At 44.4% G+C, this 18,665-nt stretch carries 9 protein-coding genes and 4 tRNA genes; 8 read left to right on the top strand and 5 right to left on the bottom strand.

The genetic code is table 11. The features are described from left to right. Positions 1-87 precede the first annotated feature (87 nt). Positions 88-8,118, top strand: a complete 8,031-nt coding sequence (locus DKT73_RS15675; protein ID WP_111639492.1) for a retention module-containing protein — start codon at positions 88-90, stop codon at positions 8,116-8,118. 108 nt (positions 8,119-8,226) lie between these two features. Here DKT73_RS15675 and msrA read toward each other — a convergent pair whose 3' ends face one another. Then, the gene (gene msrA / locus DKT73_RS15670) at positions 8,227-8,886 is read right to left on the bottom strand and encodes a peptide-methionine (S)-S-oxide reductase MsrA (RefSeq protein WP_111639491.1); all 660 of its coding nucleotides are present in this window, start codon (positions 8,884-8,886) and stop codon (positions 8,227-8,229) included. Between the two features lie 271 nt (positions 8,887-9,157). Between msrA and DKT73_RS15665 the strand changes: the two genes are divergently transcribed. The 4 genes from DKT73_RS15665 (at position 9,158) to DKT73_RS15650 (ending at position 9,821) form a co-directional block, all read left to right on the top strand. Beyond that, positions 9,158-9,234: transfer RNA gene (locus tag DKT73_RS15665), tRNA-Met, on the top strand. A 100-nt stretch (positions 9,235-9,334) separates the two neighbouring features. After that, positions 9,335-9,411: transfer RNA gene (locus DKT73_RS15660), tRNA-Met, on the top strand. 128 nt (positions 9,412-9,539) lie between these two features. After that, positions 9,540-9,616, top strand: a tRNA-Met gene (locus tag DKT73_RS15655). Between the two features lie 128 nt (positions 9,617-9,744). Continuing rightward, positions 9,745-9,821 (top strand) — tRNA-Met (locus DKT73_RS15650). 416 nt (positions 9,822-10,237) lie between these two features. On the opposite strand, the gene DKT73_RS15645 is transcribed toward DKT73_RS15650, so the two are convergent. Both DKT73_RS15645 and DKT73_RS15640 read right to left on the bottom strand, forming a co-directional pair. Then, positions 10,238-11,683 carry an aldehyde dehydrogenase gene (locus DKT73_RS15645; RefSeq protein ID WP_111639490.1) on the bottom strand — a complete coding sequence of 482 codons (1,446 nt, stop codon included), beginning with the start codon at positions 11,681-11,683 and terminating at the stop codon, positions 10,238-10,240. A gap of 37 nt (positions 11,684-11,720) precedes the next feature. Continuing rightward, entirely contained in the window at positions 11,721-13,184 is a 1,464-nt protein-coding gene (locus DKT73_RS15640) for an aldehyde dehydrogenase (protein WP_198666642.1), read from the bottom strand. 161 nt (positions 13,185-13,345) lie between these two features. On the opposite strand from DKT73_RS15640, the gene DKT73_RS15635 reads away from it, so the two are divergent. Then, on the top strand, positions 13,346-14,233 hold the full coding sequence (locus DKT73_RS15635) for a helix-turn-helix domain-containing protein (RefSeq protein WP_111639489.1): 888 nt from the start codon (positions 13,346-13,348) through the stop codon (positions 14,231-14,233). Between the two features lie 29 nt (positions 14,234-14,262). Here the strand turns inward: DKT73_RS15635 and DKT73_RS15630 are convergent, their stop codons facing one another. Then, positions 14,263-15,525 (bottom strand): hypothetical protein, encoded by a 1,263-nt coding sequence (locus tag DKT73_RS15630; RefSeq protein ID WP_111639488.1) that lies wholly within the window; start codon positions 15,523-15,525, stop codon positions 14,263-14,265. Positions 15,526-15,678: 153 nt separating this feature from the next. After that, a complete protein-coding gene (locus tag DKT73_RS15625; RefSeq protein ID WP_111639487.1) occupies positions 15,679-16,839 on the bottom strand; it encodes an MFS transporter in 1,161 nt (386 codons plus the stop codon). A 132-nt stretch (positions 16,840-16,971) separates the two neighbouring features. Here DKT73_RS15625 and soxR point away from each other — a divergent pair, with 132 nt between their 5' ends. Together soxR and xylF are read left to right on the top strand one after the other, a co-directional pair. Further along, positions 16,972-17,421, top strand: coding sequence for a redox-sensitive transcriptional activator SoxR (soxR, locus tag DKT73_RS15620; protein WP_111639486.1), 450 nt, complete (start codon positions 16,972-16,974; stop codon positions 17,419-17,421). 216 nt (positions 17,422-17,637) lie between these two features. Beyond that, complete coding sequence (xylF, locus tag DKT73_RS15610) at positions 17,638-18,639, top strand: D-xylose ABC transporter substrate-binding protein (RefSeq protein WP_111639484.1); 1,002 nt, start codon at positions 17,638-17,640, stop codon at positions 18,637-18,639. Positions 18,640-18,665: the final 26 nt, after the last annotated feature.

The raw sequence follows: 18,665 nt of genomic DNA, 5'->3' as shown, positions 1-18,665 counted from the left end.
TTCTAATCTCCTATCTTGTGAGTAATCATAAAATCATTGCGTCTTTTTTAAGACACTTTTAAAGACTTCTTTTCTAGGGAAAATACCATGAGCGACAGTCAAGTTTCATTTGCAACACTCGGTACTGCGATCGGCTTTATCACAAAATTAAGTGGTTCTGTTACGGTTCAATCGATTGATGGACAAGAGCGAGTGGTTAAAATCGGGGACCCGATTTTCTTTGGAGAAACTGTCCTAACCGGAGGCAATGGCAGTGTAACGATTGCTTTCATTGACGGTACGGAAGTTGTGATTGGCAGTGATGCCGTCGTCGAAATTACCGATGAAGTTTATAACTCTGGTGATAATGCTGATCTTGTTGCCGATTCATCTGCCGATGTCGATGCATTGCAAGAAGCCATCCTTGCGGGTGATGACCCGACACTTATTCAAGATGCGCCAGCAGCGGGTGAAGCGCAAGGCTTTGAACAGCAACGTGTGGATGTTGATATTGATCGGAATGACAACAGTGCATTACCTACATTTGGCAATGACACATCCAGCGCATTGCCTACTTATGGTTATGACACGGACAATGGCAGCGGCAGTCAAACGGGTCAAAACCAATATTCAGCTCCTTCAAGTTCAAGCAGAACGCCCACTGAGACAACATCAACAGTGTCTCCTATCGCAGCCGTTGCAGGTAGCGTGACTGTAAATTCCATAACCTCAGATGACATGATCAATGCAACCGAAGCAACGAGTACGATTACCGTGTCTGGTACGGCCGTTGGTGGTGATATTTCTCAAGGTGATCAAGTTGTATTGGTGGTCAATGGAACCACTTACACCACGACAGTCAGTGCTACCGGTACTTGGTCTGTTGGCGTTGCAGGCTCTGATTTAGCGGCAGATACAGAATTTGATGTGGTTGTGACGTCCAGCAATAGCTCTGGTGATACGGTTGATAGCATCGGTACCTCAACGCATACCGTGGATCAAAGTGCTTTGCTTGTTAACCTTGATATCGATCCTATCACGGAAGACAGCACCATTAATGCTGCTGAGAGCAGTGCTACTGTTACTGTCACGGGCACGGTTACTGGAGATGCATTTGAAAGTGGTGTTGTTACTCTTGTTATCAATGGTGTTAGTTATGAAGCACAGGTAGAGAGTGATGGCACTTGGTCCGTTGATGTGGCGGGCTCAGACCTATCCGCTGATACAGATCGTATTGTTGAAGCCAGTGTGGTTGTTTCCAATAACATTGGACAACAAGGAACAACAGATACAACGGAAAGCTACCTCGTTAAAACAGGTTCAAGAGCAAGTATTAGCGTCAATAGTATCACCTCTGATGACGTTATTAATGCTGAAGAAAGTGAAGCTAGTGTAACGGTTTCTGGTCGTGTCGGTTTTGATGCATCCGCTGGTGATGTCGTTTCTATGACCATTAACGGTACGGTTTATACAGCGGTCGTTTTAGCGAATAAAACTTGGAGTGTAGAAGTTGCAGGTTCTGACCTTGCTCAAGATACCTCTTTCCAAGCCAGTGTCACAGGGCAAGACAGTGCAGGCAACTCTTACAGCGCCACAACAACGTCAACTCATACGGTCGATACGTCTGCGGATGCGGGCACGGTGACAGTGAATGCGATTACGTCTGATGACGTGATCAACGCGACAGAAGCGGCAGGCACAGTGGCGGTGACAGGTACGGCGACAGGTGGCGACATCGCAGAAGGCGATAGCGTGACCTTGGTGATCAACGGCACGACTTACACAACGACAGTCGGTGCAGACAATACTTGGTCTGTGGACGTAGCAGGTTCTGATCTTGCAGCGGATACGGCGTTCGATGCGGTTGTGACGTCTTCTGATGCGGCGGGCAACACAGTCGAAAGTACAGGTTCTTCAACTCATACGGTCGATTTAAATGCCAATGCAAATATTGATGTCGATAGAATTACGTCTGATAGCGTTATCAACAGTGCTGAATCCGCTGATGGTGCCATTGTAACCATTACTGGTTGGGTTGGTGGCGATGCGAAGCCTGGCGATACGGTTACTATTACTTTGGATGGTGAAGTGATTGGGTCAGCTATTGTCTCAAATGATCAAAATGCATCGGGTAAATATATCTATTCTGTTGATGTTTTGGGATCTGATCTTGCTAGTACAACGTTAGCTAATCCATTTGTTGTTGCTACGGTTACTGGTACAGATGAGGCGGGTAATCCTTTCTCAGCTAACAGTACTGAGATCTTCAAAGTTGACACATTTGCCGATGTCGATGTGTTTTTAGCCGAGGGTAACAATGACGGTGTGATTAATTTTGACGAAGCTGGGAATTTAACTGTTGGAGGTTGGTTAGAGACCGGTGGCAGTGTTACTTCGATTACTATTACGGACAGTAGTGGTCAAGTTATCACTTTGACTGGTGATGTTACTGTATCTGAAGATGGTAGTGGCTGGGCATACTTTGAAACTAATATCGATGTATCAACGCTTGCCGATGGCGAACTAAGTGTTGTTGTTAATGCAACAGACGGTTATGGCAATGAGGCCGTTTCTAATCCTCAATCTATTGTTAAGGATACGGTTGCGGATGCGGGCACGGTGACAGTGAATACAATTACGTCTGATGACGTGATCAACTCGGAAGAAAGTGGTCAAACCATCACTGTTTCTGGTAAGGCTGTTGGTGGCGATATTTCCGTTGGTGATGTGGTTAAGATGACAATCAATGGTAGAGAATATTCTACAACCGTTGCTATTGGTGGTGTTTGGGCTCTTGCTGTTGCAGGCAGTGATTTGGCAGCGGATACCGAATTCGAGGTTGTCGTGAAGTCTTCTGATGCGGCTGGTAATACCGTTGAGAGTAAAACAACGTCTTCCCATGTTGTTGATATTTCCGCGCCAGATTCACTTGTTATCTCGCTTAATACTGATAGTGGCGCTTCAACGAATGATCATTTGACCAACGATGGCAGTTACACAATTACTGGTATTGAAAGCGGCGCTACGCTTGAATATTTTGTTGATGGAGAATGGATCACTACAGCACCAACCACAACAGAAGGTGTGAATACGGTTACCGTTCGCCAAGTTGATTCTGCAGGAAATACGTCTGAGAGTAGTACGTTAGAGTTTACTCTTGATACAGTTGCTGAGGTGGCCGGTGAGACAGTATCTATTAATGAAGATTCTGCGGAGCCGTTAGTTATTGATGTTCTCGCAAATGATGAAAGTGGTTCCGTTTTGGTTTCTGGTAGCATTTCATTTGACTCTGATAAAGGCAGCGTCACTGTCAATGATGAAGGCAAGCTTGTGTTTACACCTGTTGCTGACTTTAGCGGCGTAGTAGAGATTACTTATCAGGTCCAAGATGAGGCAGGTAATACGTCTACTGCAACAGCAACTGTTAATGTAACGCCGGTAACGGATGCACCAACAGTGGAATTGACTTTGGAGCCAACCACGACAACTACTCTATACAGCGTAGATTTGTCGAATGTGCTTGATGGAATAGAAGATCCGGTTGGTAACCCCGCTGGGTTCACAGTGACTGCCTACAACAGCGAGAATGATGTAGTTGCTATTTCCATTAAGGATTCTGGTACGCCTACTGGTTTTGGTGTGACGGGACAGGCTAGCAATGGTGCAGACTCGGAAATTGGTCAACAAGAAAAACTTGTTGTTGGGCTTGATAACCCCGCTTCTTCAGTAACTTTTGAGCTTGCCTGGCTAAATAGCCATAATGAGACGGCGGTTTATACTGTGAAGTACAGTGATGGTACGTCCGCAACTTATAGCATTGACGGTAATACTGATGAGGGCGGCTATGACCGGATTGGTAGTCCAGTAACAGTGAACGCGCCAGAGGGTAAATCTATCACTGCAATTGAGTTCTCTACACCGGTAACAGGTGATCGTGTGACTACGAGTGATTATTTGCTTCATAGCGTCTCTTACGAGTCTGCAATTACAAATTACACGGTAGATATCACCGCCACCCCAACGGATGCAGACTACTCTGAAAGCATTACTGAGTTAACAGTGACAACGCCAGAGGGAACGTCTTTATCCGGTGCTGAAAATTTGGGTACCGAAAATGGGATCACAACTTGGAAGATTTCTTTAAACAGTGGTGGGTTCACGAATTCGATTACAGTTGACTCTGAAACAGGGGGTGTGACTGTAAAAGGGTTGATACTGTCTGTGGGAGACGATTTTAACGGTGACCTTACTGTTACGGCAACGGCAACCGCGGTAGATCCTGGTGCGACCGCGGCTTCTAGCAGTGCTACATGGGTAAATACAGCGCCCGAAATAGTGATTGATCCTAGTTCGGTGTCTGTTGTTGTTTCTGAAGATAGCTTGGCAGGGAATGATTCTGGTTCATCAATTAGTACATCTGTTACTGGCAGCTTCAACATCAGTGATGCAGAAGGTCAGAGTCTGTCCTTATCACTTGTTGCTCCAAGCGAAGTAATGACATCAGGTGGCGTAACTTTGGTTTGGACTACTGATAGTAGTGGTAATTTGGTCGCCAAAGCGGGCGAGATAGAAATTATTCGTGTAGCTCTTACAGATACAGATGGTCAGAATGGTTATGTGGTTACTTTAAGCGGTCCTGTGGATCATACTGATGTCACATCAAATGATGTAGTCAGTGTTGACTTTGGTATTGCAGTTAATGACGGTCTTGTGACAACGACTGAATATGTCTCTGTTTCTATTGAAGATTCTGTACCTGTTGCGGTGAACGACGAAGACAGCATTATAGTTCGTCGAGAAACCTTTGAGGTTACTGGGATAGAGGCTAACTGGGTAAGCTATCAAAATGGTACGCATATTAACAAATTTGATGGCGCTGATAATGACGATGGTTTAGACCAAATTCGTTGGGGCAATCCCGCTGGTTCAGGCGCTCAATCAGGCTATGGTTTTGTTGATAATGATGCCAATCTCAATGGTCGTTTTGATTTAAACGAAGACATTGTTTTGGGTACATTCACTCATTATAACTATCCAGTTTACGATGGTGGCGCTATTACCGCAGCCTCTATGGAAGTCGCTTTCTCTGTCACCGATGATACTGGAGCAACTCAGCCTGTTACATTGAAAGTGGATTTTGATCACAATGAAACAGTTAATACGAGCGATGCCTTAGCCTCACGAGATATTGTAACGGTCAAAAATACCTTTGTTACCTTTGAGTGGGAAGGTGAGGTTTATACTTTACAGGTTGTTGGTTTCAGGGAAGTTGGTAATTCAGATGGCGAGATAATTACCTCCATTTATACAGATGAAAACGCATCGACTAGTTACGAATTGGTTGTTCGAGTTGTTGAGGGTGAAGGTTACAGTCTTCCTCAAACGACAGGCAACGTACTTGAAGGCGATGATGGTGTTGGTGCGGATACACTTAGCCAAGATGGCTCCGTAAGTGTTGTAAGTGTGGCTGTTGGGGGTCTTGTTACTGAGTCTGATGCGAATGTTGGTTCAAGTGTTCAGGGGCAATATGGGAATTTAGTGCTTAATGCAGATGGTAGTTATACGTATCAAGTAACGGCTTCCGTAGACAAAATCCCAGCTGGGGCGCAAGAAACATTCTCTTATATGATACAAGATTCTGATGGCAGTGCGTCATCAGCGACTTTGTCTATTAATGTTGGAACAAATGCTGCTCCTGTGGCACAAGATGATGGGGGAGCGAATGATCTCTTTGCTGGTCTTGTTGGTGAATACTATGGAACGAACTCTCAAATTAATAATATAAGTGACTTCAAAGCGCTTATTGAGAGTAAAGATCCAGATGCTACGTTTAAAGCTTCAAATATTAATTATGGTTATGGCTCAGGAGATGTTGCCAAAGGCTCTAATTTACAATCTTTCTTGGGAACAGATTCAAACACGCTAAGTGCAGACCCTGGTGATAACACGGATGGTGGTATTCACCTTCAAGGGTATGTTTATTTGGAAGCTGGAACCTATAATTTTAAAGTGACGGCTGATGATGGATATCAAATAACGATTAATGGTGTCGCGGTTGCAACAGTTGATAACATTCAATCTGTGAACACTACGATTCACCAGACTTTTACTATCACAGAATCTGGTTACCATGCTATTGATATGATTTGGTGGGATCAAGGTGGGGACTATGTGTTCCAGCCAGTCTTGAGTTCAGATGGTGGGGCAACCTATTTTGTGCTTGACGCTTCTATGCTTAGTTCAACAGGTGAAACGGCGTTTTCTACTTCAGAAGATCAAGGTCTGGAGATAAAAGCTGAAAGTTTGCTTGCAAATGATACAGATGCAGATGGCGATACCTTAACAGTGACAAGCATCAGCAATGTTCAGAATGGTTATGCCTATATGGATTCTGCAGGCGTGATTCATTTTACCCCATTGAAAGGCTTTTCTGGAACAGCGACTTTTGATTACATCATTTCTGATGGAAAAGGCGGAACAGATAAGGCAACCGCTTCAATTAGCGTGACATCAGATGGTGTTTTACCGACGGTATCTGTGTCAGTTGCAGCGGATTTACCTGATTTTAATGTCGAGGTCTGGAAAGGGCACAGTGATGGCTTTGAAACTCAGGTTTCAGCGAGTTCAAAGGGATCACAAGGTGTTAATGGCTCTTACTACGTCAATGGTGACTTAAACAGCAATTCTACGGCCGGTGATGGCAGCGATAATGTTGTCATTGCTGGTAATGTTAACCGCGATTTATACCTTGATGATGGTTCTTTCTCGGGAGATGGAGATGATAACCTTCTCGTCAAAGGTGAGCTCAATTCAAATGGTTCCATATATGGTGGTGCTGGAAATGATTCTGTTGAAATACGCGGAAACGCAAATGAAGACATTGACCTATCAAATGGTAATGATCGTTTAGCAATTGGCGGCAGTATAAACTCTAACGCCGAGATAGAACTTGGAGACGGGGATGATTCTGCTTATATTGCCCGCGATGTAAATAGTGAAATTGATTCTGGTAAAGGCAATGACACTGTTGTAATTGGTGGCAATGTTAACTCTGGTGGTGATGTAGAGTTAGGTAGTGGCGATGACATCCTATCTATTCAAGGTGATGTGTCTGGAAAAATTAGAGGTGACGACGGCAGTGATACTGTCATTATTCACGGTAATGTCTGGTCAAATGCCGATATAAAATTAGGCAGTGGTAATGATGTCATTGTTATAGATGGTAAGCTTTATAGTAATGTTGATGGGGAGAGTGGTAATGACTCAATCTACCTATCTTCCTACAGTAAAAATGATTACTACAACAATGTGGATAATATTAAATCTAGAATTATTAACTTTGAAAATATCATGATGAGTGATGGCCTTATCAAAGGAGATTCTAGTGCTTTTAATAACTATAATTCATCTACATTTAGCTATAGCGTGACGGTTGTAATTGATAACACAAATAGCACAGTAGACTCGTCTGTAGTGACATTATTTGGAGTGCCTTCAGAGGCGTCTTTGACCCTGGATGGTGTATTATTAGCGCCAAATTCAGATGGTAGTTACGACATTGAAATTACAGATGGCCAAACCAGTATTGATGCTCTTCAGGTGGTCAGTAGTGTTGAATTGCCAAATCTAAATATAACAAGTTCTGTGTCTTCTGGATCGGACGATTCAGGCGCTTCATCAACGGATGATAAGGATAATTACCTTGTTGGTTCAGAAGATAACGATACTCTGATCGGTGGCGCTGGTAATGATATTTTATTTGGCGGTGATGACGAGTCTTCAGATATTTTGACTGGCGGCGCTGGTAACGATATCTTTATCTTGAATGATACAGCCGATGTGTCAAACATAGATGTTATTACGGATTTTAATGCTGCTGACGACGCACTGGATCTAACAGATCTTTTAACAGGGATCGATGGAAGTCCTGGCAAAGACGCAGATGCTGACGTGATTACTAAGTTCTTAACAGATAATGTTAAGGTAACAGACGGACATGTTAAAGTCGGGGGCGAGGATGTGGCTGAGTTTGGTTCTGCATCTAGTTTCGATTCTAACTTGGATGGTTCGGTGTCATCGACCGATTCGATTAAAGTCATCTACAACGATCAAGAGTACAATATCAACATTGATGGTTAATCTTGCTCTGACATAAAGTCCACTAAAAAGGCCGAATCATTGCGATTCGGCCTTTTCGTTTCTGTCGCTTGTTCAGCTTTAAAAGCGGTTATTCCAATTATTTACAAACTACACGGCTAAGCCAATAGGGCAGCTGACGCCTGTGCCTGCGAGTCCACAATATCCGTTCGGGTTTTTGTGAAGGTACTGCTGGTGATACTCTTCGGCAAAATAGTAGGTATCGAGTGGTTCAATTTCTGTGGTGATCATGCCATGACCTGCGCTGATTAGCTCTTTTTGAAACGCCGCTTTGCTGGCTTCCACAGTAGGCATGTCTTGATCATTGGTGGTGTAGATAACAGAGCGATATTGGCTGCCAACGTCATTGCCTTGGCGCATGCCTTGGGTTGGGTCATGGTTTTCCCAGAAAACCTTAAGCACGCCCTCTAACGAGATAATAGAGGTATCAAATACCACTTGTACGACTTCACTGTGACCTGTTTGTCCTGAGCATACTTCTTCATAGGTTGGGTTAGGTGTAAAACCACCAGCGTAACCGACAGAAGTAACGATAACGCCAGGCGTGTTCCATAGTTTACGTTCTGCTCCCCAGAAACAGCCCATACCTAAAATGATTTCTGCCTCATTTGGTTTTTTCGCTCGGATAAAAGGCTCTTTATTAACGACGTGGATCCCAGATATTGTTAAAGGGGTCGTTCTTCCTGGGAGAGCATCTGCTTTGTTGGGGATAGTGGATTTTTTAAGAATGGCTTCAATGTTGCTGGGCATGTTTGTCTCCTAACCGTATGGTCGAAAAATGTTGTCGTTATTTTTACTCTGCAATAGCTTGTTATACAAGGTGCAATAGGTGTCTCTAAAATCGATTTGATTTTATTAGATGATGAGGGGTAAAGGCGAAATTTCAACTATTAGCAGATATATTCTCAAGTGGGCTTGACTCTGGGATTAATCTACCTATAATACGCACCTCGTTAGCAAGGGTTGAGAAAATTCTTAACCAACATACATTACAGAGTGTTTGTTGTTAACGGTGATTTGTCGCGGGATGGAGCAGTCTGGTAGCTCGTCGGGCTCATAACCCGAAGGTCGTTGGTTCGAATCCGGCTCCCGCAACCATTTTAAAAAATGGTCGTTGGTTCACTTTTTAATTAAAAAAAGAGCTCCAGCAAAACTAATCAAACAAAATTGTTAGTGATTATTGAAAAAATTAATTTGTCGCGGGATGGAGCAGTCTGGTAGCTCGTCGGGCTCATAACCCGAAGGTCGTTGGTTCGAATCCGGCTCCCGCAACCATTTTGAAAAGGTCGTTGGTTCACTTTTTAATTAAGAAAAGGCTCCCGCAACCATTCATATTAATTTAGTCACATAATTTGCTCAGCACTAAAAGATAAAATCTAAACGAAGTTTATCGTTTGGCATGGCGCGGGATGGAGCAGTCTGGTAGCTCGTCGGGCTCATAACCCGAAGGTCGTTGGTTCGAATCCGGCTCCCGCAACCAATTTGAAAAGGTCGTTGGTTCACTTTTTAATTAAGAAAAGAGCCCCGGCAACCAATTCGTAAAGTAGTGAAGAATTGGTCATAAAGTTTAAATCTACAAATCAAAAAATCTATATATAGATTCGTTGTCGCGGGATGGAGCAGTCTGGTAGCTCGTCGGGCTCATAACCCGAAGGTCGTAGGTTCGAATCCTGCTCCCGCAACCATTTCAGAGAAAATTCATCTTAAATCGTAGGTTCACTTTTTAATTCAAATAAGTGCTCTCGCAACCATTTCAGAGAAAAGTTATCCTAAATCGTAGGTTCACTTTTTAATTCAAACAAGTGCTCCCGCAACCATTTCAGAGAAAAGTTATCCTAAATCGTAGGTTCACTTTTTAATTCAAACAAGTGCTCCCGCAATCTTTTCAGAGAAAAGTCATTCTAAATCGTAGGTTCACTTTTTAATTCAAGCAAGTGCTCCCGCAATCTTTTCAAAAATTCAAAAACACCTGTTTATTATTTTCTGATTAAATTGGTCTCTTTTTACTTTGGGCGACAGTTCATGAAGTGTTTGGCATTGCTAGAGTAAAAATGGGCCATTAGTTGTTTAATGGCCCATGCAGCTTTACGGAAATGATTTTTTAAAACGGATAGTGTTGGTTCGGATCTTCTATGGTGATCCAGCGCAAATCTGTAAATTCGGCGATACCAGCTTTGCCACCAAAGCGTCCATAACCAGAGTCGCCAACGCCACCGAAGGGCATTTGTGGTTCATCGGCTACGGTTGGTCCATTGATGTGACAGATGCCGCTTTTTATGGCATTAGCACAGGCAAGGGCACGGTTAATATCTTGCGAAAATACCGCTGCTGATAAGCCATATTCGCTGTCATTGGCAACACGAATGGCTTCCTCATCCCCGTGAACACGAATAATCGATTTCACCGGACCAAAGCTTTCTTCTTTGTAAATACGCATATCACTGGTGACACCATCTAAGAGCGTTGCTGAAAAGAGGGCGCCGTTATTGTCACCGCCACAAGCGAGCGTTGCCCCTTTGCTGACAGCATCTTTGATTAGTTCGTGCATTTTTTCAGAGACTTGCGGGTTGACTAATGCTCCCAACACCACATTGTCGCGGGGATTTCCCCAAGGTAGCTTAGAAGCTTTGGCAACCATTTTTTCAACAAAGCTATCAGCAATACTGGCATCAACAATGACCCGTTCTGTCGACATGCAAATTTGTCCTTGGTTCATGAATGCACCAAATATCGCAGCGTTTACGGCACCATCAATGTCGGCATCGGATAGGACAACAAGCGGTGCCTTACCACCTAATTCCAGCAAAGCGGGTTTTAAATTCTCACCAGCGATTCGACCTATGATTCTACCCACAGCGCTCGATCCAGTGAAGTTCACATGGCGAACTTCTGGTGCTTCGATTAACGCTTTGACAACAGCAGGTGCATCGCTTGGGTCATTAGTAATGAAATTGACCACACCGTTGGGAAAGCCAGCTTCAAGAAAACAATCAATGATCAAACGGTGAGTCAGTGGGCAGAACTCTGAACTTTTTAGGATCACGGTATTACCACAAGCCAGTGGTGCTGCAATAGCGCGAGCCCCTAAAATGATTGGCGCGTTCCAAGGCGCAATGGCTAAACAGACTCCTTTGGGTTTATTGATAGACATGGCTAAGGTGCCAGGCTTGTTTGATGGGATCACTTCCCCAGCAATTTGAGTTGTCAAGGCCGCTGCTTCTCGAATGTGTCCTGCCGCAAGCATCACGTTAAAGCCCGCCCAAGGGCCCGTTGCACCGGTTTCAGCAATCATGGCCGCGATGAAATCTTGTTGCTTGGCTTCCATGATATCTGCGGCTTTGTTCAGTAAATTACGGCGCTCAGCAGGGCCTGTTTGTGCCCAAGCTGGAAACGCGCTTTGGGCGGCCTTGGCAGCGGATGTCACATCTTCTAGAGTGGCCGCAGCGGATACGGATGCGACTTCTCCGGTGACGGGGTCTATACGAGAGTAGTTTTTGTGATTGCTGGCGTTTTGATCGTGTCCGCCAATGCTTAATAATACCGTCATTATGTTTTCCTCTTATTATTAATGTCGTGTTTATTTATCAATTATCTTCAATAGTAATCCAACGTACTTCGGTGAATTCATCAACACAGGCATCGCCGCCAAAACGGCCATATCCGCTGGATTTAAGACCGCCAAACGGCATAGTTGGATCGTCTTTTAGGGTGGCTGAATTGATATGGCACATACCGGATTCAAGCCGGTTTGCCATGTCTTTGGCCAATGTTAAATCTTGGGTAAAAATGGCCGCGGCTAAACCGTATTCACAATTGTTAGCGACTGTAATGGCTTCTTCGGCTGACTCTACGCGATAAATACCAGCGATTGGGCCAAAGCATTCTTCGGCGTAAATACGCATCATTGGGGTGATGTTATCCAACAAGGTAGCGTCAATAAATTGGCCTCGGCGTGATGCACCAGTGATCAGTGTGGCGCCTTTGTCCAATGCATCTTCAATAAGAGAGGATAAGCGAGAGGCGATGGAAGGGCTGGCGACAGGACCCAGTTTAACGCCATCACGACGCGGATCTCCTGCGATTAAGTTTTCGATCAGGCCTTTTACGATATTAATGAAGGCGTCGGCCACTGGTTGCTCAACAATAATTCGATCCGTTGCCATGCAAATTTGGCCTTGATTTAAGAACGCACCATACACCGCCTCTTGTGCCGCTAATTGAAGGTTAGCGTCTTTCAAAACAATAAAGGGCGATTTTCCACCCAGTTCTAAAAGACAGCGCTTGAGGTGTTGGGCGGCCATACCTGCAATGATTTTTCCGATGCGTGTCGAACCCGTAAAATTGACACGTCTGACTGATGGGTGGGCGATCAGGCTGGCAATGACTTCTTCTGAATGTTCTGGCGCGTTGGTCATGACACCCAGTACGCCACTTGGTAAGCCCGCTTCATGAAGCACGTCGGCAATAAGTGAATGTGTGGCAGGGGACAGTTCAGAGGCTTTTAAAATAACACAGTTTCCAAACGCCAATGGAAACACGACGGCACGCATGCCTAACACAATAGGAGCATTCCATGGCGCAATGGCAAGGCAAACTCCCACGGGCTGGCGTACAATATACGAAGTCTGTGTCTTACTTATGCTATTTTTTTGGGCGTATCGCAGTGCCAATTCGACTGCTGCTTCAATGGCGTCGGCTGCGACTCTAATATTGAAATCTACCCATTCGTTGATGGCACCAATTTCGCTTAACATTAATTGAGCAAAACGATCTCTATAATTGGGTAGGTGTTTTTTTGCGCGACGCAGAATCTTTACACGTTCGTTAACATCGGTAGAAGACCACATAGAAAAACGAGCGGCCGCAATGGAAGCCATCTGCTCAGCATCTTCGCGTCGGCCACAAGCCGCACGGGAAGCAACCAGATTGGTGCTTGGATCTAGTCGATCAAAATAACCGCCTGCCGCAGCTGGAGTCGAGTGACCATCTATGAATAAATTCACATTAGGGATGTCGGTCTGTTCTAGTTTGTCGCATGGAATGCTCAATTTTTTACCCTTGCCGTTATTATTAGATTTTTAGGTCGATGAGTCATTCTTAAAAGACTAACAGGTATTATGACTATAAAAATGTCAATTTCTGTCTTATTCTTGTTTATTTCTGGTTGAAAGCCGATTTAATTGAGCGAAGTTATGGTGGGAGCAGGGGGATGGTGACCAATGTTATTGGTTCAATGGTACGGTTTGAATCGATTCAGCCTGGTTTGCAGTCACGAATATTTAGAACAGGGAATGACAGCTTTGCGGCGTTTAATTTGTTGGGCATAGTGCAACGTGGCGAGGTCTCTGTATCGATGGATGAAGTGCATCAAGTTCAGCAATGGTCTATTTTCTGTATTCCTCACAAGAAACAAGCCAAAGTATGGGTGCCAGCCGGTAGCCAGGTTTGGTTGTTAGGTTATCGTGATGATTTGATGTCTTTGGTGATTGATTCCGATGCTGATAGCACAAAACTGGATTTACTCATGCGTCAATTCAGCATTACACACGCGACTAAGCAAGACATAGAAAACGAGTTTTTACCGCTGTTAAGGTTATTACAGACTGAGATTGTAGAAACGAAAAAACGTGATAGAAGTATAATTTGTTCTCTTATCCGTATTTTACTAATCGGTATTTATCGACTGAGCCATATCGACTCAATGAGACTAACCCATTCTCCCGATGAACTCGTCTTGCAACAATTTCGCCAGTTGGTAGAAGTGGAATACAGGCAGAGAAGAACGGTTGCGTATTATTGCCAAGCCCTCATCATGACTTATGATCGTTTACATGCCATTTGTCAGCGTAATCTGCAAAAGTCCCCTTTACAGCTCATCAATAACCGCGTGCTAATGGAAGCCACGGCAAGGTTAAAAAAATCATCCGATTCCATACAAGTGATTGCGAACAGCTTGGGGTACAACGACGCCAGTCAATTTAGTCATTTTTTTAAAAAAGAAACCGGATTATCACCTCGTCAGTTTAAGCAACATTATGCTCAAAAAGACATTCAGAACACACAGCATGAGAGACAAGACTTTGCGGACTGGCCCTAAAAGAGCAAAGCGCAACAAAATGTTTACCCTTATAACAGCACCCCATTCACCACAGAACAAAGCAGCCACATGAAAACAGCGTAAAAAAGACTGTTTGAGACGATGGTTTTAGTGGGGATTTGATAACGGCTGGTCATGAGTAATCCCAATCCCGTTAAGCCACTGCTGCCTGCTGAAATGGCCCAAGCACTTAAAAACAGAAAGCCGAGTTGGGTCGGATCTGGGTGCAATGGCAGTAACATAGGGCTGGCAATAGCAATACTGACGACTGGGTGTATCCCGATAATCCCCACGATAATCATCACCGCAAGGGTGAAAGAAAACAGTAACGGGCTAAAGGTGAAATTGTCTAAATTAAAAAACTCAGGGTAACTCAAAATAATAGCGCTGATGCCATTAGAGAAGATACCAGCAGCTAAAAACAGCGCAAATTGACTGCCGATTTGAGCCAGTTTGTGGTTTACAAAATAGGATAAACTTTCTCTTCTTGATGGTGTCCGCATGAGTAAAAGAGTCGCAGCAGGCGCCAGAATACATATCAGCACCAATATACTGATATTCGGCCAAATATAATGGAAGAGTATGACAGACAAGGCTAGAAACATCGGAATGAATAAGCTTTCACGACGAATGGGGTAACCATGAAAATCACCTTTGGTGCGACGATAGGCTTCAATGCTTGAAAAAATAATGGCTACTAACCCCATGGCTAGGCCTGGAATAAGTGTTTTTTGCCATTGCATACCGGGCGCATAAATCAGAGCCACACCCGTAGCAACAAAGAAGGGCGACCACCACGCCGCCGCTGAAAAGTTACGGGTTAGGATAAACTGCTGTATAGGCGTTAATTTAATGGCACCTTTCATGCGATCAGCAAACACCATGATCACCGAAAGATTAATCACAGCGCCCAAGACTTGTACGCCGATGGCTGTATTGAATATCGCGCTGAACCCTTTTGGTAATGGGCGCTTCTCGTCGTTCGAACTGGTCAGATCTAAAAACGAAACGGCGACAAACATTGCTAACATGGGTAAGTTAACCGCAAAAACTTGCTGCCAGGTCATCCAAGTGCCTTTTGAGCCCGCAAACAATAATGCCGCAACACCTATCATCATCAGCCAAGTGACTTGGCGTTTTGCGCTGGCTGCTAAGGTATGCCACATAGCGATATTGGCAAACCAAGCCAGCAGGGTTGGGAGTAACACAGAAATAATTTGAGTGACCGATAAGAGATAAAAAAGCAAAGTGCCCAGCACAAACCAGCCAGTGTATTTCCGAAGTATTTTCATGGATAGCGTTTTGTCCTTACGCGAAAACGTTGTTACAAGGCGAGGGTGTTTTTTTAAATGAGTCTGTTTTAAATAGTGATACATCTATAGACGAACGGCAAGGGCACATGGCATTTATCTGCGCGATGCTTGTTCGCCCATTATCACGAAAGCCTACTGATTGCGCTGAGTGGTTACGCTGATCAGTGCTAGAACGAATGTAAAAACGCCCGCAACCAAATAAAAGTCACTGTATCCCAGTCTGGAAATAAGAGCGGAAGTGACAAAAGGTGAAGCAAATTGTCCGATAAAAATACTGCTGGTTAACACACCGGATGCGAGTCCGCGTTTATTGCTGGGTACAAGCTCCATGCCTTTTACCATGAAATTCGGCATGACCAGCCCCATGCACACACCCATTAGGCCGCAACCTAGAATAACCAAGCTGAACGATGTGGCCTGTGAGAACACGAACATGCCCACACTCATGGCAATAAAGCCTATGAGCGCTACGCCATAACTTTGGATTTTAGCGACCAACTTGCCAAAGAATACGCTGGTTATTGCCGCCGTTAAGGTCCCCATAGCAATGGCTAAGCCTGATTTACTTGGATCAGTTATGCCAATATCCGCCATAAAAAACGGTATCTGTGTGGGTAATATATAAAAAATGATTAGGTGGCTAAAAAGTAGCAATGAGCAGCCGAAAAGAGGCCGTTGCCAAGATGTATTTGTGTCTGCGTGCTCATGATTCATTTGTTGACTGGTTAGTTTTTTGTCCCGAATAGAAAGGAATATTAAGGGGGCTAATAGAATGGCCACCGCATAAATATAAAAGGGCAGGCGGGCGTTAATGCTGGCTAAATACCCTGCGCTGACAATAAAGAGAATGCCACCAATGTTCGAGAAGGCTTGCTGTAGCCCCATAAACTGGCTTCTTTGCTGGCCAGAAAAATAATCCGTTATCAGTGCCGTGATGGCGGTCATCAATCCTGCGACGCAAATCCCCAAAATCGCCCGACTGATAATGATGGCTTCTAACCCTTGCAACTGAGCCCCAGCGGCACCGGCGATGGCAAAAACCAGAGTCGCAATAATAATTTGATTTCTACGACCAAATTTATCGGCAGTCCATCCTAACAATGGTGCAAAAATGACCACAAAAAGAGCGGGAATGGGTAACAGCATTTTTACCAGCAGATCAGCAGATGGTGCTCCAGAAAATTCGTGCGCTAAACCCGGTAAGGCGGGAGCGATGGTAGCGTTAGACATGACGGTTAATGTGGAAATCAGCAGTAGACAAAGTACTCTGGGTTCTAATAGATTGATTTTCATTAAAGCTCTCTTTTTAGATGCAAATAGTGTTTTTTCAAAGTTTGCTCTGCTGGTTTGTTCGGTGTTGAGCTTGCGATGACTTTGATTTGTCTCTATTCTGAAACCTAAACTTAAGTTGAGGTCAAGCGTCAAATGCAAAAAAAGAGTGTGCCTGAATGGATTTCGGTGGGTGTGTTGAGTGAAAGAACCGGTGTCTCTGTGTCAGCTTTGCATTTCTACGAAAGAAAGGGGTTGATCAAAAGCCAAAGAAATAAATCCAACCATAGACAGTATCCAAAGCACGTCATTCGGGTTGTGTCACTGATTCAGGTCGCACAACGCACAGGCTTTTCGTTGGAAGACATTTTATTCGAATTGGAAGGGCTGTCGAATCGCACCCGAGTCACCCTTGAAGATTGGGAGCAACTGGGCTCTAGATGGCAAAGCGAGCTTGATCGGAAAATCACTCAGCTCACGGAGTTAAGAGACATGATGACAGATTGCATTGGTTGCGGATGTCTCTCGCTTGAAAGGTGTCGATTGCTTAATCCATACGATGAATTAGGCAAAAAAGGGGCCGGTCCACAGCTAATGACAGAGTGAAAAGTAGACAGCAAAACATCATTATTATGTTTCGTCAGTATGGAATGGCTAGCGCGCTCACGAATACGTTTCTGTTTTGTCTCATCCAAAGGGCTTTTATAAAAAACGCCACACGCAAACAAAAAAAGGTAATACCGCTTCGTAAACCATCGATTTACATTCCTCTTACTCCATTTGGAGACCGTTCACTTTATAAAAATAACAAGGAATGAAAAGATGAAAAAAATCGTTTCTATGAGTTTGCTGGCAACGCTTTGCGCAGCAACGTCTCTCCCTGCAGTGGCTGCGGGTGAAAAAATCGGTTTATTGATGTCTGATTTGCGTTTAGAGCGTTGGCAGAAAGACCGAGATTTATTCACTCAGGCCGCTGAATCTATGGGCGCAGAAGTCTTTACCCAGTCTGCCAATGGTGATGCAAACACGCAGATCTCTCAAATTGAAAATATGATTTCCCGTGGTGTTGATGTGCTGGTGATCGTGCCTGAGAACGGTGAAGTCTTAGGTAACGTTTTAGCTGAAGCCAAGGCGGAAGGCATAAAAGTATTAGCCTATGATCGCTTGATTAAGTTTGCCGACATCGATTTATACGTATCGTTTGACAATATTCGTGTGGGTGAAATGCAAGCGGAAGCCTTGTTGGGTCTAAAACCGACGGGCAATTATTTCTTGATGGGCGGTTCGCCTACGGATAATAACGCGAAGATGTTTCGTCAAGGCCAGATGAACGTATTGCAGCCTGCAATCGATGCAAAAAAAATCAACATAGTGGGTGATCAATGGGCCATGGGTTGGTCTGCTGAAGCCGCGTTGAACATTATGGAAAACGGTTTAACCGCTAATGCCAATAAAATCGACGCGGTAGTCGCGTCCAACGATTCAACGGCTGGTGGTGCAATCCAAGCGCTGGCGGCACAAGGCTTGAGTGGCAAGGTGGTCATTTCTGGGCAAGATGCGGATCTAGCCGCTATGCGACGCATTGTGTCTGGCACACAAACCATGACAGTGTACAAGCCTATTTCTAAGCTCGCGACAACCAGTGCTGAGATGGCGGTAAAGTTGGCGCGTAATGAGAATATTCAGTCTAATGGGAAAGTGAATAACGGTACAAAAGACGTTGCTGCCGTATTACTTGCTCCTATTGCTGTCACCAAAGATAACCTAGATGCCACCGTAATTGCCGATGGTTTCCATTCTCGTAACGATGTTTATAACCCTTAACTTTTTTATAAATGGCGCTCCTTTGA

Source organism: Marinomonas shanghaiensis (genome assembly GCF_003259175.1).
In the GTDB taxonomy this organism is placed as follows: Bacteria; Pseudomonadota; Gammaproteobacteria; order Pseudomonadales; family Marinomonadaceae; genus Marinomonas; species Marinomonas shanghaiensis.
Note: the sequence above shows the minus strand (reverse complement) of the source record. Positions and strands in the feature narration are given on the sequence as shown.

Coding starts and splice junctions, on each gene's coding strand:
- DKT73_RS15635 (WP_111639489.1), top strand. CDS start 13,346: ATGGTGACCAATGTTATTGGTTCAATGGTACGGTTTGAATCGATTCAG.
- DKT73_RS15625 (WP_111639487.1), bottom strand. CDS start 16,839: ATGAAAATCAATCTATTAGAACCCAGAGTACTTTGTCTACTGCTGATT.
- DKT73_RS15645 (WP_111639490.1), bottom strand. CDS start 11,683: ATGACGGTATTATTAAGCATTGGCGGACACGATCAAAACGCCAGCAAT.
- xylF (WP_111639484.1), top strand. CDS start 17,638: ATGAAAAAAATCGTTTCTATGAGTTTGCTGGCAACGCTTTGCGCAGCA.
- DKT73_RS15630 (WP_111639488.1), bottom strand. CDS start 15,525: ATGAAAATACTTCGGAAATACACTGGCTGGTTTGTGCTGGGCACTTTG.
- soxR (WP_111639486.1), top strand. CDS start 16,972: ATGCAAAAAAAGAGTGTGCCTGAATGGATTTCGGTGGGTGTGTTGAGT.
- msrA (WP_111639491.1), bottom strand. CDS start 8,886: ATGCCCAGCAACATTGAAGCCATTCTTAAAAAATCCACTATCCCCAAC.
- DKT73_RS15675 (WP_111639492.1), top strand. CDS start 88: ATGAGCGACAGTCAAGTTTCATTTGCAACACTCGGTACTGCGATCGGC.